At 71.4% G+C, this 26,468-nt stretch carries 20 protein-coding genes and 3 pseudogenes; 9 read left to right on the top strand and 14 right to left on the bottom strand.

Annotated elements, in window-relative coordinates:
• Nucleotides 1-5: 5 nt before the first annotated feature.
• On the bottom strand, nt 6-380 hold the full coding sequence (locus tag PZB77_RS02275; RefSeq protein WP_275490818.1) for a VOC family protein: 375 nt from the start codon (nt 378-380) through the stop codon (nt 6-8).
• A gap of 107 nt (nt 381-487) precedes the next feature.
• Between PZB77_RS02275 and PZB77_RS02270 the strand changes: the two genes are divergently transcribed.
• From PZB77_RS02270 to PZB77_RS02260, 3 genes are all read left to right on the top strand, one after another.
• Nucleotides 488-880, top strand: a complete 393-nt coding sequence (locus PZB77_RS02270; protein WP_275490817.1) for a helix-turn-helix domain-containing protein — start codon at nt 488-490, stop codon at nt 878-880.
• Nucleotides 881-1,200: 320 nt separating this feature from the next.
• On the top strand, nt 1,201-1,452 hold the full coding sequence (locus PZB77_RS02265; RefSeq protein WP_275490816.1) for a hypothetical protein: 252 nt from the start codon (nt 1,201-1,203) through the stop codon (nt 1,450-1,452).
• 657 nt (nt 1,453-2,109) lie between these two features.
• Nucleotides 2,110-2,568: a hypothetical protein gene (locus tag PZB77_RS02260; protein WP_275490815.1), complete on the top strand. Its 459-nt coding sequence runs from the start codon at nt 2,110-2,112 to the stop codon at nt 2,566-2,568.
• Here the strand turns inward: PZB77_RS02260 and PZB77_RS02255 are convergent.
• Nucleotides 2,563-3,439: pseudogene (locus tag PZB77_RS02255) on the bottom strand (IS5 family transposase). The gene PZB77_RS02260 and the pseudogene PZB77_RS02255 sit on opposite strands and share 6 nt — an antisense overlap.
• Before the next feature lie 187 nt (nt 3,440-3,626).
• Between PZB77_RS02255 and PZB77_RS02250 the strand changes: the two are divergent.
• Nucleotides 3,627-4,130, top strand: a pseudogene (locus tag PZB77_RS02250) (transposase); the annotation flags it as partial.
• 113 nt (nt 4,131-4,243) lie between these two features.
• Nucleotides 4,244-6,028, top strand: a complete 1,785-nt coding sequence (locus PZB77_RS02245) for an acyl-CoA dehydrogenase (RefSeq protein WP_275490814.1) — start codon at nt 4,244-4,246, stop codon at nt 6,026-6,028.
• Between the two features lie 63 nt (nt 6,029-6,091).
• On the opposite strand, the gene PZB77_RS02240 is transcribed toward PZB77_RS02245, so the two are convergent.
• Both PZB77_RS02240 and PZB77_RS02235 read right to left on the bottom strand, forming a co-directional pair.
• Nucleotides 6,092-6,724, bottom strand: a complete 633-nt coding sequence (locus PZB77_RS02240) for a hypothetical protein (protein WP_275490813.1) — start codon at nt 6,722-6,724, stop codon at nt 6,092-6,094.
• A gap of 513 nt (nt 6,725-7,237) precedes the next feature.
• Nucleotides 7,238-7,513 (bottom strand): hypothetical protein, encoded by a 276-nt coding sequence (locus tag PZB77_RS02235; protein ID WP_275490812.1) that lies wholly within the window; start codon nt 7,511-7,513, stop codon nt 7,238-7,240.
• A 693-nt stretch (nt 7,514-8,206) separates the two neighbouring features.
• Between PZB77_RS02235 and panD the strand changes: the two genes are divergently transcribed.
• Nucleotides 8,207-8,632, top strand: coding sequence for an aspartate 1-decarboxylase (panD, locus tag PZB77_RS02230; RefSeq protein ID WP_275490811.1), 426 nt, complete (start codon nt 8,207-8,209; stop codon nt 8,630-8,632).
• A 441-nt stretch (nt 8,633-9,073) separates the two neighbouring features.
• Here panD and PZB77_RS02225 read toward each other — a convergent pair whose 3' ends face one another.
• The 6 genes from PZB77_RS02225 to PZB77_RS02200 form a co-directional block, all read right to left on the bottom strand.
• Nucleotides 9,074-10,435 carry a diaminopimelate decarboxylase gene (locus tag PZB77_RS02225; RefSeq protein WP_275490810.1) on the bottom strand — a complete coding sequence of 454 codons (1,362 nt, stop codon included), beginning with the start codon at nt 10,433-10,435 and terminating at the stop codon, nt 9,074-9,076.
• Between the two features lie 132 nt (nt 10,436-10,567).
• Nucleotides 10,568-12,349, bottom strand: a complete 1,782-nt coding sequence (locus PZB77_RS02220) for a helix-turn-helix domain-containing protein (RefSeq protein ID WP_275490809.1) — start codon at nt 12,347-12,349, stop codon at nt 10,568-10,570.
• 70 nt (nt 12,350-12,419) lie between these two features.
• Nucleotides 12,420-13,775 carry a tetratricopeptide repeat protein gene (locus PZB77_RS02215; RefSeq protein ID WP_275495886.1) on the bottom strand — a complete coding sequence of 452 codons (1,356 nt, stop codon included), beginning with the start codon at nt 13,773-13,775 and terminating at the stop codon, nt 12,420-12,422.
• Between the two features lie 386 nt (nt 13,776-14,161).
• A complete protein-coding gene (gndA, locus tag PZB77_RS02210; RefSeq protein ID WP_275490808.1) occupies nt 14,162-15,649 on the bottom strand; it encodes an NADP-dependent phosphogluconate dehydrogenase in 1,488 nt (495 codons plus the stop codon).
• Nucleotides 15,650-15,768: 119 nt separating this feature from the next.
• Nucleotides 15,769-16,362, bottom strand: a complete 594-nt coding sequence (locus PZB77_RS02205) for a DUF5709 domain-containing protein (RefSeq protein WP_275490807.1) — start codon at nt 16,360-16,362, stop codon at nt 15,769-15,771.
• Between the two features lie 334 nt (nt 16,363-16,696).
• The gene (locus PZB77_RS02200; protein ID WP_275490806.1) at nt 16,697-17,278 is read right to left on the bottom strand and encodes a GNAT family protein; all 582 of its coding nucleotides are present in this window, start codon (nt 17,276-17,278) and stop codon (nt 16,697-16,699) included.
• Between the two features lie 661 nt (nt 17,279-17,939).
• Here PZB77_RS02200 and PZB77_RS02195 point away from each other — a divergent pair.
• The 3 genes and pseudogenes from PZB77_RS02195 (at nt 17,940) to PZB77_RS02185 (ending at nt 21,677) form a co-directional block, all read left to right on the top strand.
• Nucleotides 17,940-19,515: pseudogene (locus PZB77_RS02195) on the top strand (carboxylesterase family protein).
• A gap of 88 nt (nt 19,516-19,603) precedes the next feature.
• Nucleotides 19,604-20,200 carry a DinB family protein gene (locus PZB77_RS02190; RefSeq protein ID WP_275490805.1) on the top strand — a complete coding sequence of 199 codons (597 nt, stop codon included), beginning with the start codon at nt 19,604-19,606 and terminating at the stop codon, nt 20,198-20,200.
• Between the two features lie 304 nt (nt 20,201-20,504).
• Nucleotides 20,505-21,677, top strand: coding sequence for a S1 family peptidase (locus PZB77_RS02185; protein WP_275490804.1), 1,173 nt, complete (start codon nt 20,505-20,507; stop codon nt 21,675-21,677).
• Nucleotides 21,678-21,850: 173 nt separating this feature from the next.
• Here the strand turns inward: PZB77_RS02185 and PZB77_RS02180 are convergent, their stop codons facing one another.
• Genes PZB77_RS02180 through PZB77_RS02165 form a run of 4 tightly spaced genes read right to left on the bottom strand, consistent with a single transcriptional unit; the run spans nt 21,851 to nt 26,432 of the window.
• Entirely contained in the window at nt 21,851-23,209 is a 1,359-nt protein-coding gene (locus PZB77_RS02180) for a GH1 family beta-glucosidase (protein WP_275490803.1), read from the bottom strand.
• A gap of 20 nt (nt 23,210-23,229) precedes the next feature.
• Complete coding sequence (locus PZB77_RS02175; RefSeq protein WP_275495885.1) at nt 23,230-24,069, bottom strand: carbohydrate ABC transporter permease; 840 nt, start codon at nt 24,067-24,069, stop codon at nt 23,230-23,232.
• A 28-nt stretch (nt 24,070-24,097) separates the two neighbouring features.
• Entirely contained in the window at nt 24,098-25,108 is a 1,011-nt protein-coding gene (locus PZB77_RS02170) for a sugar ABC transporter permease (RefSeq protein WP_275490802.1), read from the bottom strand.
• A gap of 10 nt (nt 25,109-25,118) precedes the next feature.
• Nucleotides 25,119-26,432 carry a sugar ABC transporter substrate-binding protein gene (locus PZB77_RS02165; protein WP_275490801.1) on the bottom strand — a complete coding sequence of 438 codons (1,314 nt, stop codon included), beginning with the start codon at nt 26,430-26,432 and terminating at the stop codon, nt 25,119-25,121.
• Nucleotides 26,433-26,468 lie beyond the last annotated feature (36 nt).

Below are 26,468 nucleotides of genomic sequence, written 5' to 3'. Positions count from 1 at the left end.
GACACCTACGCTCCGAGCACCCGACGCCGCACCTCCGGCTTCCATTCGACGTACTCGGCCTCCACTCCGCCCCGATGACGGGCGTAGAGGAAGCGGCCGGTCGCGCTGGTCGCTTCCTCCGCGGTGATCTCGGCGCCAGCCTCGTCCAGTGCCTCACGTGCATGGTCCAGGTCGGAGACGATCACTGTGGCCGTGGCGTGGGCATATCGAGCGCGTTCCTCCGCAGGTCCGGCGATGACCAGGAAGTCACCGACGGCGGCGAGTTCGACCCCATCGAAGGCGAAGTGCAAGTCCGGACGGGCTCCCGTCAAGCGCTCCAGCAGGGGAAGGGTCGTGCTCAGGTCGTCGGCCCAAAGGCGGGCGTACGTCTTAAGGATCATCGTTGCTCCTCCGTGCAGGCTGCCTCAGTCTCCAGCAGATACGGAGTAACCGTAGGAGAGTATGCTCCGAACTGGAAGAACGCACCTTTCCGTGAGAAGGGCACCCCGTGGTAACCAAGCACTCCACCCGTGATCCGGCCGACACGGATCTCACCCGTGCCGACTCGCTGGCCCGTGAGATTTTCTCGGGCGTGGCCAACAAATGGGCGTTGCTGCTCATCAACGTCCTGGCCGATCGCACCCTGCGGTTCACCGAGTTGCAGAAGCAGGTCGGAGGAATCAGCCACAAGATGCTGTCCCAGACCCTGCGGCACCTCGAACGGGATGGGCTGGTCGACAGGACCGTTCATCCGGTGGTTCCGCCGCGTGTCGAGTACCGTCTCACCGAAGCCGGCCAGGCACTGCGCACCACGGTCAACGGTATGTGCGCCTGGACACGCGCCTACCTTGACCACATTGAAGAGGCTCGGCGCCGGTTCGACTCGGCCCGTGCGGTGTGACGTGACTGACGACGGGGACGACCTCACCGGACATGGCGGGGTCCGCAGTGAAACAGGAGTCACGGCCGCGATTTCGGCCAAGAGGGCATCTGATGAGTAGTCAGTCACTTGCCAGACGGCGGTGCTGCATCGGCCGGGCGAAGGTCCGCTCGATCACCCACCGCTCCGGCAGCGGCTCGTTAGAGGCGACGGCCCCGGAGGATCGTTCAGCTTTTGAGCAGAACCGAGGCTCGAAACGCGAACTGCCGCCGAAGCCTCCCCTCCGCCCCCTCGCCCATCACATGATTGCCTCACCCGCACCACGCGATCCTGGGGGAATTATGAGGACCCGCACCGCCGTCGCCTCGATCGCCATGCTCACGGCCGCACTTACCGCATGCGGCACGTCCGAAACCGATAGGCAGGCCGACTGTAAGAAGGCCATCAGTGCCACACGCACATACACCGTCCCCGACCGGCCCGAGGCATGCCGGGTTCTCAGTGATGAGGACTACGAGATGCTGCAGACGGCCTGGGTGAGCAAGAACAGGGGCATCAACCCGGGGGGCGGCGTCGTCGACACGGGAAAGTGAACCAGAGGCCCCTCCCTCGCCCCAGCAAGGAACTTCCACCGGATGCCTGGGCATCGGGCTCATCGCCCCATACCTCGTCGGCCGCATGTACCCACGCCCCTGTCACCATCGCGCTCGTGCCGGCGCTCTGTGCACTCATCGGCCTCGGCCCCGGACGACGTCCCTTCTCCTGGACCTGGCCCCTGCACGAAGCGGCTTCCCTCATCGCGGCCACCGCCTCCTTGCCCTCGTCGCCGCGGGCGTCGCGGCGACGGCACTCCTGGCACCGCGCCGTAGCACAAGGCGAGCCGCCGTTACCCGACCTGAAACCCGCAGTGGACGACACAGCCACCACGAGCCCGCCCAGACGGAGGGTGTCGAGGGTCGGCGAGCGAGGCACGAACAGGAAAGCGGTGTTCGAGTGCGAGTAGGCCGTGTGTCGAAAACGCTGTTCGCGGTGCTCATCGGTGGCTGCGGGCGGCGCTGGATGTACGAGCCGGGGTCGTACGCGTCTACGCGTCACCCCTCCAGCCCCAGAGTTGAACACGTTCAACTAGTCTGGCAAGGTATCTCTCCCCGGCCCACTCCTATCGGTTGGACGATGCGGGCTGAGGGTGGGAGGTCCTGGTGGCGGGCGGAAGCAGGCTGCGTGCGTGTGGGGCGACCCTCGGTGGGTCGATGGTGGTTCTGGCTGCTCTGACTGCGTGCGCCGGCCCCTACCAGTACTACGAGGGAACGGGCCTTCACGACGCCACGGCGGCCGAGGTCTACGGGGGCTGGGAAAACGTCGAGGGGACCCGCGTGGTGCTTCGCAAAGACGGGACTGCTCTTCTCGAAGAGCTCGACGGACAGGACTTCGACTTCGATGACGGCTGGCGCCTCTCCGGTAAGGGCGCCTGGCAACTTACCGACAACGACGGCGGACAGGTCGTCCGACTCGCGCTGACCGCCCGGACCCGAGTGGAGAGCCGTTCCCCCTCGCCGACCGCTGACGCCTCGACTCCTGAACCACCGTCGACATACGCATGGTCCTTCTACGTGGACCGCGATAAGAACGACGAGTTGAAGCTGTTCTTCTTCTACGGCGATCCCGACATCGGGAACACCTACGTCATGACGCGCGAGGGAGAGTCATAGCCATTCGTTGTTCGCTGCGACCAGCACAGTCGCCTCGAAGCGGACCGCCAGTTTGTCGTAGCGCGTGGCGACAGCGCGGTTCCTGCTGGGGCGGTTGATCCCGCACTCAACCGCGTGACGCTCGCGGTAGTCGGCCGGACCGAAGCGCGGCGGCCGGCTGCCGCGGGAGCCGAACTTCTGGCAATTGCGGGCTTGGTCGGCCTTGTCCAGGATGGTGCAGCGGATCCCGCGGCGGCGCAGGTAGGCGCGGTTCTCGCGGGAGGCGTACGCCTTGTCGGCCCCGCACGCGGTCGGGGCGGACGCGTGGTCGGCCCGGCCCGATCCGGGGCGCGCAGACCTTCTCCAGCACGGATTCGAACTGCGGCGAGTCCCCGCACTGCCCTGCCGTCACCACGATCGACATGGGCTTCTGGCCCTGCTCCACGGCCAAGTGCAGCTTGGTTGTGAACCCGCCGCGCGAGCGTCCCAGCCCGTGATCACCAGGCTCGGCACACCAGCCGCCCGGCGGCTCCTTCTGCAGGTCGCCCTGCTTCCGGGCCCCGCCCGCATGCTGATGGGCGCGGCAGACCCTGGAGTCGACGCTCAGGTCCCACGTGATCGCGCCTTTCGCGTCGGTCAGGGCCTGGAGCCGGGTGAGGATCCGGTGCCAGGTGCCGTTCCGCTGTCATCGGCGGAACAGGTCGTAGATCCGGCCCCACGGCCCGTACGCGACGGGCACGTCCCCCCACGGAACGCCGGTCCGGATCCGAGCCCGTATGCCGTCGATCAACTGCCGACGAGGCCAGACCGGCGGCCGCCCCGCCCTGGCACCTTTCGGCACCAACGGCTTCAGCACCGCCCACTGCTCGTCCGTGAGATCTCCCCGCCCCATGAACCGTGATCATTCACAGCCCACAATCCACTTTCGATCCACGGCCCGGGTTGATCTTTGACCTCGGGTCGGACGGCTCGTCGTACTTGATCACTCGGACTGATAACTGCCCTGCGTGCGGGCGGCCTTCGGCTGAGCATGTGATCCGACCAAGGAACACACAACGCTCAGCACGAAGGCCGTGAGGATGAGTCTGTCGTATCACGTCGTCCGGCAGGATCCGATTGCAGGACTGTCGCGCTTCCGGGGTGAGTTCTGCTCCTGTCTGACCAGGCGTGCGGAGGGCTTGTTCGAACTCGTGGACGCGGTGTTGTGCGCGGACGGCGGACGGCCGGCTCGTTCTGGCCGTCGGGCGGCTGGTCGCGGCCGGCCAGTGGAATGACACCGACCCGGAGATCCGGATCGTGGTGGACGCTGGATACGACGTGCCCCGGCTGGCGTTCCTGCTGAAGGACCTGCCGGTGCGGGTACTGGGCCGGATGCGCTCGGACCGCGTGCTACGCCGTGCGGTTCCACCCCGCGAGCCCGGTGTCCTGGGCCGCCCACCCTGCCACGGCGGCGAGCTCGTCTTCGGTGACCCGGAAACTCGGAACACCCCCGGCATTCAGACGGTGACCACAACCCGCCTCTACGGGACCGTCACCGCCAGGGCCTGGGACCGGCTCCCCTGAGGCTGACCCACCGATCCGCCGGGTCGGGGGCGAGAAGGACTGGCCTCGACGGGGCATCTACCGCTGTCCGGCCCCTGGTAATCGTGTTGATCATCACTCCCGCAGAATTGATCAGTCGGGCTAGCTTTCGGAGGTGACTGACTCTCAGATTCCGGACACCGCCGTCATTTCCTCCCAGCTTGCCGAGGTGTTGTTCTCCGGCGGGCTGAAAACGACCCACGAGCGGTGGAGAAGCCTCTTCAGCAGCGACACGTTCCATTTCCAGGAAGGCCTCACCCACCGGGAACGAATAGAGCTGAGCTACCGGCGCCTGCGGCTGGTCAACGATGCGGTGCGCGATCCGCAAGGCCTCGCGGACGACCCGGTCGAGCTCACCGCGATACACGAGTGGGCAGGCGTGGTCGACCCGGGCATGGCGACCATCGTGGCGATCCACTACAACCTCTTCCTGGGCAGCCTGGCGGACCACGACCCGACCGGCCGTGACCTGAGCGAGTACGTGGACGCCGACCGCATCGGCACGTTCCTGTGTACGGAGGTTGCCCATGGCAATGACGCCGTGCATATGGAGACGACCGCGACATTCGACCGGGCGTCCAAGGGCTTCGTGCTCACCACCCCCACTCCCGCCGCGGCCAAGTTCATGCCCAACACGAGCGCGGCCGGGGGCGCCAAGAGCGCCGTCGTGGCCGCGCGCCTGATCATCGACGGATCCGACCACGGCGTCTTCCTGTTCCTGACCCCGCTGAGCGACTCCACCGGCCGTCCCCTGCCGGGTGTCGAGGTGCGTGCGCTGCCCCAGACGGCAAGCAGCCCCGTCGACCACTGCGCCACGACGTTCCGCGACGTCCGCCTTCCGTTCGATGCCCTCCTCCAGGGCGATCACGGCCGACTCACCACCGACGGGGTGTTCACCAGCTCCCTCGGAAGCCCCCGCCGGCGCTTCCTCCAGTCCATCGGCCGCGTCACCATGGGCAAGCTCTGCATGACCGCCCACAGCCTGGGAGTCATGCGCCACGCCGTCGACGTGTCCATGCGCTATGCCCACACCCGGATCACGTCGGGTATGACCAACGGTCAGCGGGTACCGCTGATCGCCCACCGGGGCCATCACGCCTCCCTGCTCGACGCCGTGGCGACGACCTACGCCGCCACGTTGCTCCAGCGCTCGGTCGTCCAGCAGTGGGGTCTCACGGCCGGTGATGACCGGGAGGCGTACGAGCGGCTGACGGCGATCAGCAAGGCCTGGATCACCTGGCGGGCCCGCGAGGTGATGACCGAGTGCCGGGAGCGCTGCGGCGCCCAGGGGCTGGCCCTGGTCAACGGCATAGCGATGCAGCTCGCGTCGATCGAAGGTGCGATCACGGCCGAGGGGGACAACCGCGTCATCATGGAGAAGGCCGGGGGCGAGATGCTGCTCGGCGGTGTCGAGCTGAAGCCGGAGAGCGAGACCGCGCCCGAGGACCGCGACCTCGCCGATCCCCAGTACCTCCAGGACCTCATGGCCGACGTCGAGCGCATTGCGCACTCCCGGGCGAAGGAACGTCTTCGCCGACGGGCCGCCTCCCCCCTGGCCCGCTGGAACGCGACGGTCACCCCGGCCGTGGCGCTCGCTGACGCGCACGTCCACCGCCTCGCCGGGGAAGCCCTGCTGACCGCCGCCGGGCAGGCTCCCCCCGGCCCGTCCGGCGACCTCCTGCGCGCACTGCACGGGCTGTTCGCCCTCCGCCACCTCGCCGCGCACAGTGGGGACCTCCTGGCCCGCGGGCGGTTGACGGCCGCGCAGGTCGAGGAACTCCCCGACGCCGTCGACCATGTCCTCGCGGAGCTGGAACCGCACGCGCTGAGCCTCACCGGCGGCTTCGCCGTCTCCGAGGCGCTGCTGGAACAGCACCCCATGCTCATGCTCGCTCCCTGACCAGGCCATCGGGAGCGGACCGTCTCCGGCCGCCGCGCGGGGGCGGCGGTCAGGGGGCGGGGATCACAGATAGAGGGCCCGGTGCATGGTGGAGGCGAACCAGTCACCGGAACTCAGCACGAACACGACCTGATCACGGTAGGTCGCATACTCGGCCTGCTGGTCCCCGTCCAGGGAGATATCCAGAAAAGGACCATGCGGTGCGGCCTGCTTGAGCGATGCCAGCAGTTTCGGAGGGGCGTGAATCCGTAAGACGTTCAGGGCCCGCCGGAAGTTCTCGACCAGGTTCGTGCCATGCTCCCTGATTTCCCCGAGCGCGCCGGCCAGGGCCCCGAACCTCGCTTTCTCAGCCTCTTCCAGGAGACGGTGGCACGCTTCCAGCCAGCAGATCTGCTCGCCGCTCACCTCTACGGCATGCAGGCTGACCAGTCGCTTCCCAGTGGGACTGTGGAGCCGGTACCCCTCCGGCTCCTGGCGCGGCGGGGCCTGCACGGAAGCGGACAAGGTCTGCCACCGCAAGGGAGCGGGAATCCTCTTCTGTATTTCTCCCCAGCTTTCGTACGCACGGAGGATCACCTCCGCTTCATCGGGCGACAGATCACGAAGGTAGAAGTAGTAGAGGCTGTGGAGAAGTGGTTCCTCGATGCCCAGGAATCGGGTGATGAAGACAGGCTCTTCCGGTACGAGAATCAACATGGGCGGCCTGCCTATCGGTTGTGGGGCTCGAAGACGACGGTCGGGAAACTCGCGCCGGCCCCACGCGAGGCCGGGACGTGCGCTCCCCCTCTCCCCTCACTGGGTGGCGGGCGCAGCGGCAGAGGGGCGCCGCCGATTCCCGCACCGGACCGCTCGATCTGCGCTCCAGCCGGGGGTCGTGCGTGCTCCGGGCGTGCAGGTGGCGCATCGCGGTGTCCTGCGGGGTCAGGAAGCAGGCAAGCTTGAGGTCGGTCAGCAGACGAGGGGCCCATCGGCTCTCCCAGCCGATCAAGACCTCTGGCGCGTCGGGGGCGAACAGGGACCAGCGCCAGAGGTTGACGGGCGGCTCACCGGAGGGAAACAGCGCTGCGAAGGCAAGGTGGGAGGCGATCACACGGCCGTCCGGCGTGATCGCAAGCGATCTCGCGCCGGCTCCCGACGACACGGCTCACGTGCGGGGAGGGCGGTGCGTAGAGCAGCGCCGGCTCGGTCCCGAAAGGTCCAGGTGGCCGATCAGAGTGTGGTGCGCGCTGAAGCGGAGCAGCTGCGCGATGGCCGTGTGGAACTCGGAGGAAGGGCGTACCCCCCGCTCACGACCTTCTGGAAGGTGCCCGCCCCGGCTCTGAGCGCCCAGTTGACGTCGGCCTGCCGCACCCGGTCGGACTCCTTGAGGCCCCGGCCGTCGGCCTGGGACCAGGACTCCGGACCGAGGTCCGCGCGAGTGCGCTGCTTGCGGTAGTGCTCCATCAGCCGCTGGTGCTCGCGCTCCGGGCATGACTTCCTCTGCACCTGGCATCCCCCTCGCGTGCGTAGTCCGCGCCGTCCGCACTGGCGGTGCGCACACCGCCGGGCCGTTGTCATCTCGTCGGCCGACCTGAACGATGGAGAAGATCAAACCATGCGCAGGGTTTGGTCCGGAACCCAGGTGATGCGCACGTGCGGGACACGCGCGCGGCGGGGCCATCGGCCCCGATGTCCCGCCCGACGCGATCGAGGCGTGGCTGACGGAAGCTCGCGCGGCCGGAATGCACACGGTCCTCGTTCCGACGTACGGAGCGACCGATGCCCAGCTGAGGCGGCTGGGTCGTGCGGGCAGCGGAATGATCTACGCGCCCGGCATGCAGATGCAACCGGATCCCAGACCTCTGGATGCGGATCCGGAGAATCGAGTGCAGCGCCTGGGCGACCCGACCGGTCTCCCCGTCGGAGTGGGCGCGGGGATCTCTGCCGTCGACCGCGCCATAGTGGTAAGCGCCCACGCGGACGCCGGGGGCGGATCCTCGCAAAGAATCAGGAACCGCCCAGAGCGGGCGAAGCCCTCTGCTGTTCTCCGACGGGGTGTCAGCCGGGTCGGCGAGTGGTCAGCATGAGTCCTGGAAAACCCGCGGAGTGCTGCCCGGGCATGCGAATCGTTGTAGTCTGTGCAGACAGCACTTGACCTGCAAAAACGCAGGCAGGGAGCCTACGTCCAGGAGTACGTCGATGATACGCACCATGTTCAAGTCCAAGATTCACCGCGCCACCGTGACTCAGGCCGACCTGCACTACGTGGGGTCGGTCACGATCGACGCCGAGCTGATGGAAGCCGCCGATCTTCTCCCCGGTGAGCTGGTTCACATCGTCGACATCACCAACGGTGCCCGCCTGGAGACCTACGTCATCGAGGGCGAGCGCGGCTCCGGTGTCATCGGGATCAACGGCGCCGCCGCGCACCTGGTGCACCCCGGTGATCTGGTGATCCTGATCAGCTACGCGCAGGTCAGTGACGAGGAGGCGCGCACCCTCGTCCCGAGCGTGGTGCACGTGGACGCGGACAACCGGATCGTCGAGCTGGGGAGTGACGCCTCCGCGCCGGTACCCGGGACCGCCACCGAGCGCAGCCCGCACGCGGTTCCGTCCGCCCGCTGACCCATCTCGTCGGGTGTGCCCGTAAGGGGACGGATCGGGCGCGTCAGGTGTGGGCCCGGCAGGCGAGGGAAGCCGCAGCGGGAGACGGTGGGGATGAGCCCCACTCGTACCGTTCGCACCATGGGAGGGTCGCGATGACCCAGCCGTACCCCGATCCCGTCCGTCCGTCGCCCGTGCCGAGCCCTGCGCCGGTGCCCGGCCCGCCGGCCCCGGTGCCGACTCCGCCGCCGGTGCCGCCGACGCCCGGACCCGTGCCGCCGGGCCCGACCCCCGACCCGATTCCGCAGCCGCCGGCACCGGGCCCCGACCCCGTACCGGAACCCGAGCCGTCCCCTCAGCCCGCAGGCTGACCACCGGCTGAGCGGCCCCCCCGGGGCCCCGGCCCGGCCACCCACCGGGCCGGCCCCGGGGCCCCGGCCGCCCCGGGGGGCGCAGGCGGAGTCAGGCGGGAGCGCCGTCGGCCCCGCCGAGTCCCACCAGCGCGTCGGCGTGACCGAGGCCGCTCTCCGCCGCGATCGACTCCAGCGTCTGGACGTCCCGGACCGGCGCGAAGCGCACGTCGCCCGCGTCCGTCGTGCGGAAGCCGTACACCGCCGGCCGCGGCAGGCTGTTGTACGCCCACGGGGCCGAGAAGTAGTACGCCCCCGTGTCGTAGAGCACCACGAAGTCGCCCTCACGCAGTTCCGGGAGTGCGCGGCCGTGCGCGACCACGTCACCGGCGAAGCAGCAGGGGCCGGCGATGTCCTGCACGAGTGCAGGCCCGTCCTTGGGCAGTCCGTCCGGTCCGAACGCCCCCACCCGCAGGGGCCAGGACTCCGGCATGAGGACCGTACGGGTCGCCGTCTGCGCGCCCGCGTGGGTCAGGGCGATGCGCCGCCCGCCCGCCTCCTTGGTGTACTCCACCAGAGCCCCGATGAACCCGTTCTTCGCGAGCAGTGACCGGCCGAACTCCGTCACCAGCGCGTACCGCCCCTCGAAGAGGCCCGGAACGGCGGTGCGCAGCGCCGCCACGTAGTCGCGGTGGGTGGGCCGTACCTCGTCGTCCGCGAAGTTGACGGGCAGCCCGCCACCGATGTCCAGGCTGGTGACCCTGCGCTCGCCGAGGCTCTCGTTGATCTCCTCGGCCAGCCGGTACGTCTCCGCGACACCGGCCGCGATCAACTCCAGCGGGCAGCCCTGGGAGCCGACGTGCGCGTGCAGCCGGGTCAGCCAGGGGCGTTCGGCGAAGGCGCGCACCACGGCCTCGCGGACTCCGGGGTCCCGCAGCGGGACGCCGAACTTCGACGTGGCCCTGGCGGTACTCATCGCGCCGATCGAACCGCCTCCGACCTGGGGGTTCACCCTCAGGCCCAGGACCGACGACGAGGCGGGCGAGCGCAGTGCGTCGATGCGGCGAAGCTCGTCGAAGTTGTCGGCGTTGACGGCGACGCCGAGTGCCAGCGCCAGCCGGATCTCCTCGCGGGTCTTGGCGGGGGAGTCCAGCACGATCGTCGAGGGCGCGAAACCGGCGTCCAGGGCCAGACGCAGCTCACCGGGGCTCGCCACCTCGCACCCCATGCCGTACGAGGCCAGCAGACGGAGCACCGGGACGAGCGCGGCCGCCTTGGCGGCGAAGGTGTGCAGGACCCGCGGGGCGCCGGAGAACGCCTCGCGCAGGGCGCCGACCGAGTCCCGCACCCCGTCGGTGTCGACGAACCCGACGACGGGCCGCGCCTCGCCGAGCAGGCCCTCGGCGACCGCACGCCGAACGACGTGGGCGAACTTCGGGGTGGACGGAGCGGCGGCGGGAGTCGTCTGGGTCATACGGAGAGACTCTCCGATCGGGGAGCCCGCGTCTTTGTCGGCGGGGCCAACTCCGGCGACGCATCCTGTTCCGGAGCACCAACACCACCGCAAACAGTCGCACAAGGCCCGGACGGAGGCGGACGGGCAGCCTCAGAAGCCGCCGGCGAGGCGGACCGCGACCGTCAGCAGCAGCCGGGTGTCCGGGTCGTCCACGTCCACCCCGTGCCGTTCCCGGGCCCGCCGCAGCCGGTAGCGCAGGGTGTTGGGATGCAGGACCAGGCGCCGCGCGGCCACGGTGATGTCGCCCGCCGCGTCCAGGTAGGCGGCGAGGGAGCGGACCAGCTCGCCCCCTGCCGCGAGGTCGGCGCGCACCAGTGCGTGCAGGGGACCGCTGCCCGCCTCCCACACCGGCCCGACCGCGTCGAGCATGCGGCGCACGTCCACCGCCGGTCCCAGCTCCGCGGCGCTCGCCCACCGCGCCGGGGACCGGTCGCCGTCGGGCTCGGCGCCCCGTCCACCGTCCGGCCCCGCTTCCCCGGGTGCGGCGCCCGCCCGTCCGGTGTCCCCCCGTGCCCCGTCTCCCCGTGCCCCGTCTCCCCGGGCCCCGTCTCCCCGGGCGAGCTTCTCCCGCAGCACCCGGACGACGAGCGACGCCTCCTCGTACGAGGCCGGGGCGCCTAGGGCGGACGGGACGACGGCCCCTGCACCCGCGAGCACCGGCACACCATCGGGCAGGGAGGCGGCGAGAGTGGCCAGCTCCCGGGCCAGCCCGAGCGCCTCCCGGTCCTTCCCGGAGGCCACGGGCAGCAGGACCAGCAGTCGCTCCCGCTCCCGGAGCACCCGCGCGGCGGGACGGTACGAGGCGGCGTGCAGGGCCAGCACGTCGAGGGTGCGGTCCCACGCGGGACCCACCGGGGCAGGGGCCGTCCCCGCGTCCACCGCCACCACCGCGCACGGCACGGACGGCGCCAGGCCCAGCGACCAGGCGTGGGTGGTCAGGTCTCCCGCACCGTGCAGGAGCCCGCGCAGCGCGTGGTCGTGGCGCCGCACCTCACCGCTTTCGCGCAGCCGGTGGCGTACGAGGTGGGGCGCGGCGGTGACGGCGGCGGACCGAAGCGCACGGGCCGCCCCCGGCAGCAGCGGACGGCCGTCGGCGGCCACCCAGATCGAACCGAGCACCTCGGCTCCGCTGCGCACCGCGACGATCAGCCGCTCGGGGCCGTCGGCGTCGGCCGGGCGGTGGATCACCTCGCGCGAGGTCCGGAGCGTGCGCAGTAGCCCGCTGCGGCGCAGTTCGGCCACCCGCCACTCGGGCACCCGCCCACCGAGGATGGTGGAGCGGCGGACCCCGTCCGCCTCGGGCCGGGTGGCGGAGTGGGCCAGCACCCGGAAGCTGGTGTCCTCGATGGTGATCGCACCTCCGGTGGCCCCGGCGATCGTCGCGGCGAGGGCGCTCAGACCGCCGGGAGCCCAGTCGTCGGCCGGCGGACCCTGCGGGTCGCGGCCCGCCGCCCCGAAGGCGAGGGCGGACCGCAGCAGCGTGGCCGTGTCCGTCCACTCCGCCCACGCCGCGCGCGCCAGCACGGCGATCCCGGCCTCCCGCGCCGCTTCCAGGACCTCCGGCGCGGGTCCGGCCTCGCCCGAGTCGCGCAGCACCACCGCGCACGCGCCCTGCCGGGCGGCCCGGCGCACCAGTGCCGCCGCCTCGGGCGCATCGGCGTCGCCGTCCACGGCGATCAGGAGAAATCCCCGGGCCGGCCGGTCGGGGCCGCTCTCGGCGAATCCGGTGCCCAGGACGGGGACGTCCTGCCCGGCGGGCGCGAGCAGCAGCCGCAGGGTGCCGCTGTCGTCGAACGCCAGCACCTCCCGCAGGGTGACCCCGGCCGTCGCGGAGGACGCTTCGGGGTCGGCGGCGGCCGATTCGCTGGTCATGGCACGAGGATACGAGCAGGCCGGCAGGGCGGAAGGCGCCCGTCGCCGGTCCTCACCGCCTCGACCGGCGCTACCGCCCGCCGCCTCCCAGGATCGGACGCGGGCTCACCGGTGCGGGGCCGAGGGTGGTCGAGCCGGGGGCCGCCCGGTGCCCGAGGCCGGTCCGGTAGGCGTCCAGGGCCGCCTCGGTGCGCCCCGCCCGCCGCAGCAGATCGCCGAGCAGCCGGCAGATGTCCGCCAGGTCCCCGGCCGCCCCGGCGCGCTCCAGCAGGGCCAGCGCCTTGACGTAGTGCTCCTCGGCGGTGTCCGTCTCCCCGTCCTCCTCGTGGATCAGCCCGAGGAGCCGGTGTGCTCCCGCCGCGTGCACCGCGCCCCGGTCCGGCTGGAGCTCGCCCAGCAGCCGGTGGAGCAGGTCCTCCGCCTGACGGGCCTTGCCCCGGCGGCGCAGCACGTCGGCGAGCTCCACCTCCACCTGGGCGGTGTAGAGGGCCGCCCGCTTCGAGGCCAGCATGTCCCGGGCGGCGAGCAGCTCGCTCTCGGCGCCGGAGAGGTCGCCGTTCTGGGCCCGTACGTAACCGCGCATCCAGTGGCAGTGCGCCATTTCCGTACGGATCTGGAGCTGCTGGTAGATCTCCGCGGCCCGGCCCAGCGAGGCGTCCGCCTCGTCGGTGCGGCCGGCCGCGATGAGGGACCGGGCCACGCTCCGGTGCATGCCCGCCACCAGTTCCGGATCGTCGACGCGGGGGGCGAGCGCGAGCGCCAGCTCACCCGCCTGCGCGGCGCGCGCGTGGGCCCCCATGTCCATGTAGGGCGCGATCGACGCCGTGTACAGCAGCAGCAGGGCGCCCGGATCGGGGAGACCGGACGCGTTCAGCTCGTCGATCGTGCTTTCCAGCAGGTAGCAGGCGTACCGGAGTTCGCCCGCCAGGAGGTGCGCGACGGCCCGGCCGCGCACGGCCCGCGCCCGCTGGGCCGGCGGCGCGCCCGTGAGCAGGAGCTCCGCCGCCTCGAACTGGCGCCGAGCCGTGGGGAGATCGCCGGTCTCCAGCGCGCATTCACCGAGTCCGAGTGCGGCGGAGGCGCTCTCCTGGTCGAGCCCGAGCCGGTCGGCCTCGGCGAGCAGTTCGGTGAAGTCGGCCACCGCGTCCTCGGCGGCGCCGGTCGCCAGGGTGCGCTGGGCTTCGACGAGCCGCAGCCGCAGCTCGGTGGCGAGGTGGGCGGGCCGGCCCGTGGCCACCTCCTCGTAACTCACGCCGAGACGCTCGGCGAGGTGACGGACGGCCGCCTCGGAAGGCCGGACGCGGCCGGCCTCGAGGGTGGATATGTAGGCGGGGGTGTACGACGGTTCCGCGAGCTCGCGCTGAGTGAGGCCGCGCTCCGCGCGCAGCCGGTGGACTCGTCGGCCGATCGTGGCGGGGTCGTCCACCGGTCCGCGTTCCGTCCGACGCCCGATCGGGCTCTTCTCCGCCACGTGGCCCCTCATCTCGCCTCGGCTGACACCCCGACCGCGACAGGTACGGGAGACGAGTATCGACCAGATCGTCCCGGGGCGTGACCGAGGGGGGTGTCCTCGTGGCAATTGCCCGGTGAAGAACCGATCTGTCGTCACCCCTCCCGGCGGAACGGCTCCGCTCCGGGCCGGCGGGTGGAGGAGCGGCTCGCGGCCTCCTGGCCGGTCACACCCGGGGTGGCGCCGTGAGGCGGAGGTGCTGCCCTCCACCCACGGCCCGCCCGGGCGGGAGACACGGCGGGCGGGCCCCTGCCGGGCAGGGCGCTGCCGCTCAACCCGCGTCGACCTCCGAGCGCTGCCGCTCAGCCCGCGCCGACCTCCGAGCGGTCGCCGCCCCACAGCGTGTGGAACGTGCCCTCGCGGTCGGTACGCCGGTAGGTGTGCGCCCCGAAGAAGTCCCGCTGCCCCTGGGTCAGCGCGGCAGGCAGCCGCTCGGCCCGCAGTCCGTCGTAGTACGCGAGGGCCGCGGCGAACCCCGGCGTCGGCACCCCCTGCCGGGCGGCCTCGGCGACCACGGCCCGCCAGTCGTCCTGGGCCCCGCCGATCTCCCGGGCGAAGTCCGCGTCGGACAGCAGGCTCAGCAGTTCGGGACGGCTGTCGAAGGCCCCCCGGATACGGTCCAGGAAGGCCGCCCGGATGATGCACCCCGCCCGCCAGATCCCGGCGACGGCGCCCAGGTCGATGTCCCAGTCGTACTCCTGGCTGCCCGTCCGGATCTGGTGGAAGCCCTGGGTGTACGAAACGATCTTCGAGGCGTACAGGGCCTGCTCCACCCGGTCCGCGAACGCCGCCGCCTCCCCCTCGGGCAGCGGCTCGGGCGTGGGCCCAGCGAGGTCGCGGGCGGCCTCGCGCAGGTCGGCGTGGCCGGAGAGGGACCGGGCGAAGACCGCCTCCGCGATGCCCGAGACGGGTACCCCCAGGTCGAGGGCGATCTGCACGGTCCAGCGGCCGGTGCCCTTCTGCTCCGCCCGGTCCTGCACCACGTCCACGAACGGCTTCCCGGTGGCCGCGTCGGTGTGCGCCAGCACCTCCGCCGTGATCTCGATCAGGTAGGAGTCCAGCCGGCCGGTGTTCCAGCTCCGGAACACCTCCGCGATCCGGGCGGGTGAGTACCCCGCGACCCCGCGCAGCAGGTGATAGGCCTCGGCGATGAGCTGCATGTCCGCGTACTCGATGCCGTTGTGGACCATCTTCACGAAGTGCCCGGCGCCGTCCGGACCGATGTGGGTGGTGCACGGGGTGCCGTCCGCGGCGCGCGCCGCGATCTTCTCCAGCAGCGGGCCCAGCGACGCGTAGGACTCCGGCGAACCGCCCGGCATGATGCTCGGCCCGTGGAGCGCGCCCTCCTCGCCGCCGGAGATGCCCGTGCCGACGAAGTGCAGCCCGCGCCCGCGCAGCTCCTTCTCGCGGCGGCGCGTGTCCTCGAAGTGGGCGTTGCCGCCGTCGATGATGACGTCGCCCTCCTCCAGCAGGGGCGCGAACTCCTGGATCACCGCGTCCGTGGGCTTGCCCGCCTTCACCATGACGACGAGCCGCCGGGGCCGCTCCAGGGCGTCGACGAACTCCTGCGGCGAACGCGCCGCGACGAAAGTGCCCTCGTCGCCGAACTCCTCCACCAGGGCGTCGGTCTTCGCGGTCGTGCGGTTGTGCACGGCGACGGTGAGACCGTGGCGCGCGAAGTTGCGGGCGAGGTTGCGGCCCATCACCGCGAGCCCCGTCACGCCGATCTGAGCGCTTCCGGTCGAGGTGGTCGAGGTGGTCGAGGCGGCGGTCGGGGTGGTGCCGGTCATGGGGCTGCTCCTGGCTCTCTCGGGAGTGGCTGGCTGTCTCGGGTTGTCGCACGGTTGCCCCACCGGGCAGGGGCGTTCCGGGCCTCCCCACCGGGGTGAGGCGCCCGCGCACCCGCTCCTCAGCCGGTGCGCGCCGTCGGGTCCGCCCCGACAGCGGTCCCGGAAGCGGTGTCGGTCCCGAAATCGGTGTCGGCGCCGGCATCGGTGTCGAGGGACTCGGGCCCCGAGGCGGACGACGTACCGGGGTCCCATTCGGGGAGCCAGGGCTCCTCGTCGGGTACGACGTGCATCGCCGCCTCCTCGGCGGAGGCCGCGGCGCCGTCGACACCGACGTCGTTCGCGGTGAGCGTGGCCGGCACGGTTCCGTCCGCCTGCTGGGTGAGCCTGCCGGCCCGGTCCGTACCCACCTCGTCGTCCCACGGCTCACCTTCGCCGCCGGGCAGGTCACCGGCTCCGTCACTGTCGCCCGCGGCCACCTCCGGCCGCTCGCGGGAGAGCCTGCTGTCGAGCGACTCCCCGTCGTGCTGCTCGGAGGCGGTGGTCCCCACGTCCTCCACGGCCCACGGACGGTCGGGCGGCGAATACCCCTCGTCCAGGGCGTCGGCGAGGTCGGAGTCCGTGAGGGTGTCCTCGGTGTCCGGCTGTTCGGCGGGGTCGGACGCCTCCTCCGGCTGGGGCTGGTAGACGTCGTCCCCCCGGTCGGTGTCGCTCATTGCGTGTCCTCTCGCCGATGGCGGAGCCGTACCGTCCCCTGCGGCCATTGCACTCCGGTCGTGCGCCCGCCGCAAAAGAAGGATCCCAGCGGGAACCGAGGAGGCTCCGCTCCCGGGGCCCGCCTGTCCGGATCAAGCGCGCGAAGCCTTCCGCGCGCTCCGGCAGGAGGTGCCGACAGGCGCTCCACGGCCACCACACCCTCCGGGCCGTTCCCGCCACCCGGGACTTTCCCGCCGGCGTGGTCCCCCGTTCCCCGTCGCGGTCCGCCGACGGCCCCACTCCAGGATCGGCGCCCCGGCGGCCCACCGCCACGGCAGGCGCAAGGGCGAGACCTTACGGCCGGCCCCGGTGGACGGCCCACTCGTCCGCCGTCACCGCCATCAGAGTCTCGTCGTTCCACACGCCCTCACGGAGCTGGGCCCTCGTGCGGACGCCCACCTCGCGGAAGCCCACCTTCCGGTACACCCGCAGCGCTCGGTGGTTGGTGCTGTACACCTCCAGGGAGACCCGCCGCAGGCCCAGGGACTCGAAGGCGTGCCCGACGACGAGTCGGGTCGCCTCGGTGCCCAGGCCGCGCCCGCGGCCGGCAGCGGCGATCAGCGTGCGGAAACCGCAACTCCGCTCGGCGGGCGACCACTCGTTGAGGACCACTTCGCCGACCAGTTCGCCCGTGACGCGGTCGGTCACCGCCAGGTCGAGACGGTCGTCCTGCGTGTGGCGCGAGGCGTACCACGCGCGCACCAGTTCAGGGGTGAGTTCCGAGGAGGGCTCGAACGTGAACCGACGTACCTCGGGGTCGTCCAGGATGGCGATCATCCGCAGGGCGTCGTCCGGGGAGAACGGGCGCAGCAGCGCTTTCTCCCCGACGAGTACCGGTTGGGCGGAGAAGCCGGACGATGCGGTGTGTGCGGTCATCGGAGCATCTTCGGCGTACGTCGAACGGGGAGGCAACCGGCTTTCGGAGTGCCGGGAGCGGAGTGCCGGAAGCGGGGTGGTGGGAGTGTGGGGTGGCGGGCGGCGCTGCGGACGGGGAGCGGTGGCCACCGGCTGCGGGGCAGTGCCCGCGGGTCCGATCCCGTAACTGCCCGGGACGCCTCAGAAGTCGTACCTCCGGTAGAACCCCAGGCCGCAGGCGGCCGGGATCCCGAGGGCGGCGACCGCCCACAGGGCGCTCGGCCGGGTGCGCGGGTCCATGAAGGCGGTCGCCAGCAGCATCAGCGCCGTGGGTACGGAGGATCATCCCCAGGAGGGCGCCCACCACAGCCCCGGTCAGCAGGCTCGTCCCCACGACCAGGGAGGCCCACGCGAAGGGCGGCGTTTCGTCGCGCGGGAGGAGGGCACGGACACCGGCGTCGCCGCGAGCAGGGAGATCCGGGAGACGCCGGTCGGCCGACCGATGACCAACGCGGGAAGCGTGCTCGCCGCCGCGACGAGGACGAGCACGTACTGCGCCCTGCGGCCATTCGCCACCGGCCGCGTCCATCGCTCCGAACCCGGTGTTGGCGCCCGGAGCGGTTCCGTCGGCAGGATGGGGGCCCGGCGCGGTGTCGGCCGGAGACACCAGGGGGGAGCAGCGATGGTTGTGTTCACGACGAGGTCCGGAGCGGTACGGGGAAAGCCGGCCGGGCGGGCCTCCTCCGTCACGGCGGTGCTCGGCATCCCATACGCGGAGCCGCCGTTCGGCCCCCTACGTTTCCGGGCGCCCCGGCCGGCGCGCGGATGGAGCGGCGTCCGCCCGTGCCTCGCTTTCGGCCCGGTCGCCCCGCAGTCGGCCGAGCTCCCGGGCGCGCCCGGCTGGGAGCCCGGGGACGAGGACGTCCTGACGGTCAACGTATGGACGCCGGGCGGGCCCGGGGACTCGCTCCCGGTCCTGGTCTGGATCCACGGAGGCGCCTTCGCCTTCGGCTCCTCCGCCCAGCCCGACTTCGACGGTGCTGCTCTCGCGGAACTCGGTCTGACGGTGGTGAGCTGCAACTACCGCCTGGGCTTCGAGGGGTTCGGCCACGTACCCGGCGGTCCCTGGGCCTCACGGGGAGCGGCCGGGGACCTCTCTGCGGACAACCGGGGTCTGCTCGACCAGATAGCCGCCCTGGAGTGGGTCCGCGACAACATCGCCGCCTTCGGGGGCGACCCGGACCGGGTCGCCGTGGCCGGACAGTCGGCGGGTGCCACCTCGGTCGCCTGCCTCATCGCCGCCGACGCCGCCCGCGGGCTCTTCCGGCGCGCCGTGCTGCACTCCGCCGTCAACTCGTGCGCCACGGACCAGTCCGCCGCCCGCACCACCGAGGAGGTCGCGGCGGCTGCCGGTGTCCCCGCCACCCCCGAAGCGCTCCTCGGGGCCTCCCCGCAGTCGCTCCTCGTCGCGTCCGACGCCGTGGCCGAGGCGTGCCGCCGGAACCCGGCGTCCGGCCGCCGCCACCACGACCCGGCGATCTTCGGTCCGGTCGTCGACGGCGCACTCCTGCGCGCGGATCCGCTGACCGCCGTGTCCACCGGTGCGGGAGCGAAGGCCGGAGTCGAACTCCTCGTCTGCCGCACCACGGAGGAGTACGCCCTCTTCGAAGCCGTCGGCGGCAGCCCCGAAATCGACACCGAGACCCGCCTCGACGCCTTCGCCCACGACTTCGGTCTCCCCGCAGCCCTGGTCCGCGGCTACCGGGACAGCACGGCGAACGGCTCCGTACGCGAGACGTACCTGGCGCTCCGAGGTGACCTGCTCTTCGCCGAGTACGGCGACCGGCTCGCCGAGGCTCACGCACGGGCGGGCGGTACGGCCTTCCTGGCGCGCTTCGACCGCAGGTCCGGCGGCTCGCCCGCCCGGCCGGTGCGGGCGTGGCACTGCGCCGACGTCCCGTTCGCCTTCGGCACCCTCGACGACCGGAGCGTCCACTTCCTCATCGGCGGACCGCCGGGCGACGCCGACCGCGAACTGTCCGCGCGCATGACGCGGTCGTGGGCGGACTTTCGCCGCGTGCGGCGATCCGGGATGGGAGAGGCTCCGGTCCGGGCGTGGCGCGGAAGCGGACGTCCACCACTGGCGTACCCGTGACGAGGCGGGTGGCCGCAGGGCGGCCTCCCCGGAGCGGGCGGAATCGGGGGCGGCCCTGCGCGCGCTCTGGCGTGAGTCGGGGCTGCCGCTCCTGACCCCGTGAAGCGGGGAGCCGACCGGGATGGCCGGCGGAGCAGCGGGGCAGATGCGCTCGACGGCGGATTGTCGGCACGGGGTGGGAGACTCCCCGGATGAGTCGATCGCACCCCAAGGACGACCTTCACTCGTCCCTCCAGGCCGCCCGTGACACCCTCCTGCGGAAGCTGGAAGGACTCTCCGAGTACGACGCGCGCCGCCCCCTGACGCGGACCGGGACCAACCTGCTGGGCCTGGTCAAGCACCTCTCCGGGGTCGAACTGGGCTACTTCGGCGACACCTTCGGCCGGCCCTCCGAGGAGCCCTTCCCGTGGCTCGACGACGACGCCGAGGAGAACGCCGACATGTGGGCGACCGAGGACGAGAGCCGCGAGGAGGTGGTGGCCCGCTACCGCCGGGTGTGGCAGCACTCGGACGCCACCATCGCCGCGCTGCCTCTCGACGCGCTCGGCACCGTGCCGTGGTGGTCCGAGGCCGAGCGCGAGGTGACGCTCCACAAGGTCCTGGTGCACGTGACCACCGAGACACACCGCCACGCGGGCCACGCCGACATCGTGCGTGAACTCGTGGACGGAGAGGTCGGCTACCGGTCCCGGGGAGGCAACCTTCCCCGTGGCGGGGCTACTTGGTGGGAGGCGTACGTGGACCGGCTTGAGGGGGCCGCGACGGCGTTCCGTACTGACGGAGGGTGAACGGGACGGGCGGGAGGGGGATGGCGCCGGGCCCTGCCGGCGTCTCGTCGGGGGCGCCGCCTCCCGGCCCTCTCCGAGGCCCCCGAGGCCGGACGCCGCGCACGCGACCGGCCGGATCCGGCCATCCGCCCTCCCTGCGCGCCCCGTTGGGATCCGGCCTCTTCCGTACTTGGCATGGACCTGACCTGTCGGCTGCATTAGAGTCGCCCGCACGGCCTGAGAGCGCTCTCAACCGCATCTCCCGGGAGCGCTCCCGGACACCTGCTGTTCCACCCCCACATCGGAACACAGAAGGGGCACTCCCTTGAGACACCTGACCACCCTGCGCGCCGGCCTGTCCGCACTGCTCGTCGTCGGGGCCTGGGCCACCATCGGCCCGGCCTCGGCCTCGGCGGCCGACGACGCTCCCCCCGCCACGACACGTGCGGCGACGGCCGCGCCGCAGCCCGCCTCGGACGGCCTGCTGGCCGCCATGGGGAAGGACTTCGGCCTGACCCCCGCCCAGGTGAGGACCCGGCTGGCCGCCGAGAAGACCGCCACCGCCAAGGAACCGGCAGCGCGCCGCGCTGCCGGAGCCTCCTACGGAGGGTCCTGGTTCGACGCCGGGACCGGCAGGCTGACCGTCGGCGTCACCGACGCGAGAGCCGCCGCCGCGGTCCGGGCAGCCGGAGCCGACGTCGAACTCGTCGCCCACACCCAACGCGCTCTGGACCGAGCCAAGTCGGGCATTGACGCGCTCGCCGCGCCCGACGGGGTCGCGAGCTGGCACGTCGACGCGGAGGCCGGGTCCGTCGTGGTGAACGTCGTCGCGGCCTCGGCGAAGGACGAGGAGGTCCGCTCGTTCCTGGCCGAAGCCCGCGCCACGGGGCCTGTGACCGTGCGGCAGGTGGCCGCCGCACCGCGGACGTTCGCCGCCGGGACGGTGGGCGGCGACCCCTACTACACCGGTAACGTCCGCTGCTCCATCGGCTTCTCGGTGTACGGCGGATTCGTCACCGCCGGGCACTGCGCCCGGGCCGGTGCCTCGGTCCGGGGCTGGGACGGATCGGCCATCGGGAACTTCCAGGGCTCGACCTTCCCCGGCGACGACTACGCCTGGGTGAACGTCGCCAACGGCTGGTGGACGGTACCCGTGGTGCTCGGCTGGGGCACCATCTCCGACCAGCTGGTACGCGGCTCCGCCGAGGCGCCGATCGGCGCCTCCATCTGCCGGTCCGGTTCGACCACCCACTGGCACTGCGGCACCGTCCTCGCGAAGAACGAGACGGTCAACTACAGCCAGGGCGCGGTCTACCAGATGACGAAGACGAACGTCTGCGCCGAAGGCGGCGACTCCGGCGGCTCGTTCATCAGCGGCGACCAGGCCCAGGGCGTCACCTCGGGCGGCTGGGGCAACTGCTCCACCGGGGGCGAGACCTGGCACCAGCCGATCAACGAGATCCTCAACCGCTACGGCCTGAGGCTCCACACCGCCTGACGCTCCCGCACCGTCGTCCCGCACTCCCTGCCCGCGCGCAGGGAGTGCGGGACGTTTCGCGTGCCGGGCACAGCCGGCACGACGGAGCCCCCGCATGACGGAGCCCCGGCATGACGGAGCCCCGGCCGCGACGAGAGCCGTCGCGGCCGGGGCCCGCTCCCGGAGGAGTGGCGTCAGGCGGGGTCCGCCACTCGCCCGGAGGACAGTTCGCGGACGATTTCCGCGTAACGGCGTCCGCTGGTCTTCACTGTACGGCGCTGCGTGTCGTAGTCCACGTGGACCAGTCCGAACCGCTTGTCGTAGCCGTAGGCCCACTCGAAGTTGTCGAGCAGCGACCACGCGAAGTACCCGGCGAGCGGCGCGCCCTTCGCCACCGCGCGGCCGCAGGCGGCCAGGTGCTCCTCCAGGTACCGCGTGCGTTCCGGGTCGTGGACCGACCCGTCCGCCGCGACGGTGTCCTGGTAGGCCGAACCGTTCTCGGTGACGTAGATCTTCTGCGCGCCGTACTCCTCGGTCAGGCGCAGCAGGAGCTGCTCCAGGCCCGCGGCGTGGACCTCCCAGTCCATGTACGTGACGGGGGCGCCGGGCACCGGGACCTGCCGGGCGTGCGGGGCGGGGCCGGTCGGGTCGTCGGCGACGATCTGGCGGAAGTAGTAGTTCAGGCCGAGCCAGTCGAGGGGGGCCGCGATGGTTTCCAGGTCGCCGGGGCGCACCGGGAGTTCGACCCCGTACAGGTCGAGCATGTCCTGCGGGTAGCCGCGGCCGTGGATCGGGTCCAGCCACCAGCGGTTGGTGTGTCCGTCGGCGCGGAGCGCGGCCGCGACGTCGGCGGGGCTGTCGCTCGCCGGCTCGATCGGGCTGAGGTTGTTGACGATGCCGACCCGGGCGCCGGGCGAGGCCGCCCGGATCGCCTGCACGGCGAGCCCGTGGCCGAGGTGGAGGTGGTACGAGGCGTGGACGGCGGCCGTGAGGTCGGTCAGACCGGGCGCCATCTTGCCTTCCAGGTGGCCGATCCACGCCGAACAGAGCGGCTCGTTGAGCGTGGCCCAGTCCTTGACCCGGTCGCCGAGGCGGTCGACGACGACGGAGGCGTACGCCGCGAAGTGCTCGGCGGTTTCGCGGACCGTCCAGCCGCCCCGGTCCTGCAACGCCTGCGGCAGGTCCCAGTGGTAGAGCGTGGCGAACGGGGTGATCCCGTTGCCCAGCAGCCCGTCCACCAGCCGGTCGTAGAAGTCCAGCCCTTTCTTGTTGACCGGGCCGTCGCCGCCGGGGACGATGCGCGGCCAGGCCAGCGAGAAGCGGTACGCGCCGGCGCCGACCTCCTTGATCAGGCCGATGTCCTCCGGCACCCGGTGGTAGTGGTCGCACGCCACGTCGCCGGTGTCGCCCCCCGCCACTTTCCCGGGGGTGTGGGAGAAGGTGTCCCAGATGGAGGGGGACCGGCCGTCCTCCGCCACGGCTCCCTCGATCTGGTACGCGGCGGTGGCTACGCCCCAGGTGAAATCGGCCGGGAGGGCGTTGAGGTCGTTCACGGACTGCCTTTCTGAGAGGGTCACTTGACGGCGCCCGCGGTGAGGCCGGCGACGAGGTAGCGCTGCAGCAGGAGGAACCCGGCGACGACCGGCACGCTGACGACGAGCGAGGCCGCCATCACCTGGTTCCAGTAGACGTCGTTCTGGGTGGCGTACCCCTGCAGGCCCACGGCGAGGGTCCTGGTCGCGTCGTTCGTCATCACCGAGGCGAAGAGCACCTCGCCCCAGGCGGTCATGAACGCGTACACGGCGACGGCGACGATCCCCGGCACGGCCGCCGGCACGACGACCCGGAAGAGCGCGCCGATCGGACCGCAGCCGTCCACCTTGGCGGCCTCGTCCAGGTCCTTCGGGATGGCGTCGAAGTACCCGATCAGCATCCAGATGGAGAAGGGGAGCGAGAACGTCAGGTACGTGAGGATGAGCCCGCCGCGAGAGCCGTAGAGCTGGATACCCGTGCTGTTGCCGATGTTCACGTAGATGAGGAACAGCGGCAGAAGGAAGAGGATGCCGGGGAACATCTGGGTCGAGAGCACCGTGACGGTGAAGACCCGCTTGCCCCGGAAGGCGTACCGGCTGACCGCGTACGCCGAGAACACCGCGATGATCACCGAGGCGACCGTGGCGGCGCCCGCCACGATCAGCGAGTTCCCGAAGTACTTCGCGAGCGGGACCGTCGTCCAGATGTCGATGTACGGCCGGATGGTGATGCTCGACGGCAGCCAGTGGAACTTGCCGGACACGTCCTGGAGCGGCTTGAGGGAGCTGCTGACCATGACGTACACGGGCAGCAGGACGAAACCGGTCAGGAAGGTCAGCACGATCCGCCGGGTCCACACGAAGGACGCCGGAGCCGCCATCGGTGAACGGCGCTTGTGAGTGAGGGCGCTAGACACCGGAACCCTTCCGTTTGCGTGTGGTCAGCAGCAGGTAGACGGCCGTCACCAGCAGCAGGAAGAGCAGGAGGAGGACGGACATCGCCGAACCGGTGCCGAAGTTCCAGGTGACGAACGACGACTGGTAGATGTGCAGCGAGATGAGGTCCGCGTTCTCGGGTGCCGCGCGGCCGAAGAGCACGAACGGCGTGTTGAAGTCGTTGAAGGTCCAGAGGAAGAGGACCAGCACGAGCACCTGGTTGACCGGGCGGAGCGACGGCAGTGTGATCTTGCGGATCTGCTGCCAGATGCCGGCGCCGTCGATGGACGCGGCCTCGTAGAGCTCGTTCGGGATGTTCTGGAGCCCGGCCATCAGGATGAGCAGCGCGAACGGCCAGCCCTTCCAGACCGAGACGATGAGCAGCGCGAAGAAGCTGTTGTCGCCGATCAGCCAGAACGACGGTTCGTCGGTCAGTCCGAGCTGGTCGTGCAGGACGTGGTTCACCAGGCCGTTGTCCCGCTGGAACATGAACGCCCAGGTGATGACGGCCGCGTAGACCGGCAGCGCGTACGGGACGAGGAAGATGGCCCGCAGCACGCCGCGGCCCCGGAAGTTCTCCTGGAGCATGATCGCGGCGGCCACGCCGAACAGCCAGGAGAGGCCGACGGCGAAGAAGGTGAAGACGCAGGTGACGAAGAAGGAGTGGAGCAGCGCCTTGCCGAGGGGAGCGTCGAAGTCGACGGCGACCTGGTAGTTGTCCAGCCCGATCCAGGGCGCGTTGCCCCAGTTGCTGATGAAGAACTGGGTGAGCTGGCGGAAGCTCATCACGATCCCGACGATCATCGGGATCAGGTGGACGAGCAGTTCGAGCAGGATCGCCGGAAGGAGCAGGAGATAGGGCAGTCCGCCGTTACGGATGCGGTCGGGGATGCGCGGCAGTCTCCTGCGCGCACCCCCGGTGCCCCGGCCCCCACCGCTGTCCGACTTACCGACCCGGGGGTCGGCGGTCACGGTGGAAGTCATGTTCGGTGCCTCACTGCCCCATGGTCTGCTGGGCCTTTTCGAGGGCCGCCTTGACGGTCTCGGTGGTCACCGGCTTGCCGGCGGCCGCGTCGGCCCACAGGTCCTTGACCGCGGTGCCCACGGCCGTCTCGAACTGCGACTCGTTCGGCACCTGGGGGAGCGGCGCCGCGCTGGTGGACAGGGTGTCGCGCAGGACCGCGAGGTCGGGCGCGCCGAACGCCTCGTCGGCCTGAGCCGCCTTGACCGGCGGGATCGCCCCGTAGGTCTTGTTGAGGAGCTTCTGCTCCGCGTCGCTCGTCATGAACTTCACGAACTGCTTGGCGCCGTCGATGTTCTTGGTGTTCTTGAACACCGCGATGTTGATGCCGGCGACCATGGAGTTGGTCTGCTTGTCCTGGCCCGGAGTCCCGGAGGGGACCGGCACGGGGGCGACGCCCCAGTCCTCCGGCTTCATGCCCTGGGCGGCGAAGGTGGAGGGGGCGGCCTGCCACAGCACCATGCCGGTGCGGCCCTTGGCGAAGTCGGTGAGCGACTGGTTCTGCGCGTACTCCGCGTTGCCCGGAGCGACGATCTTGTCCTTGGCCATGAAGTCGACGTACTGCTTCACGGCGGCGACCGCACCGTCGGAGGTGAAGGTCGCCTTGCCGGAGGAGTCGAAGAAGTCGGCGCCGTGCTGCTTGCCGAGGACGAACACCTGGTGGATGTTGTTGGAGAGGTTGCCGCCCTCCGCGCCCAGGCCCCACTTGCCGTCCTTGGACAGCTTCTTGCCGTCGGCGACCAGCTCGTCCCAGGTCTTCGGCGGCGTCGCGATGCCCGCGTCCGCGAACATCTTCTTGTTGTAGTAGAGCGCGTACGACAGGGAGTACAGCGGCACGGCGGCGGGGTCCTGACCCTCCGCACCGGCCGAGGCGACCGCCGAGTCGACGAACCGGTCCCGGCCGCCGATCGCGTCGAAGTTCTTCGCGTCCCACGGCAGCAGCGCACCGGACGCCTGGAGCGAGGCGGACCAGGTGTTGCCGATGTTCAGCACGTCCGGGCCCTGACCGGAGGTGGTGGCAGCGAGGATCCGGTTGAGGAGGTCGGACCAGGGGACGACCTCCAGCTTCACCTTGATGCCGGTCTGCTCCTCGAACTTCTTCAGCTCGGGAGTGAGGATCTTCTTGTCCGCCTCGATGTTCGGGCCCTGGTTGGACGCCCAGTAGGTGAGCGTCTTCGGCGATGCGTTGCTTCCGCCGCCCGAGTCGGACCCGCCGCCGCAGCCGGTGACTCCGGCGGCGATGGAGATCGCGAGGGTGACGGCTGCTGCGGCTCTGAGGTTGCGCATGTGGGAGGGCCCCTTTCCGGGGATGGCTGCGTTCGG

Origin of the sequence: Streptomyces sp. AM 2-1-1 (assembly GCF_029167645.1) — a bacterium.
GTDB lineage: Bacteria > Actinomycetota > Actinomycetes > Streptomycetales > Streptomycetaceae > Streptomyces.
The sequence above is the reverse complement of the archived record's forward strand: the minus strand, read 5'-3'. Positions and strand labels throughout refer to the sequence as shown.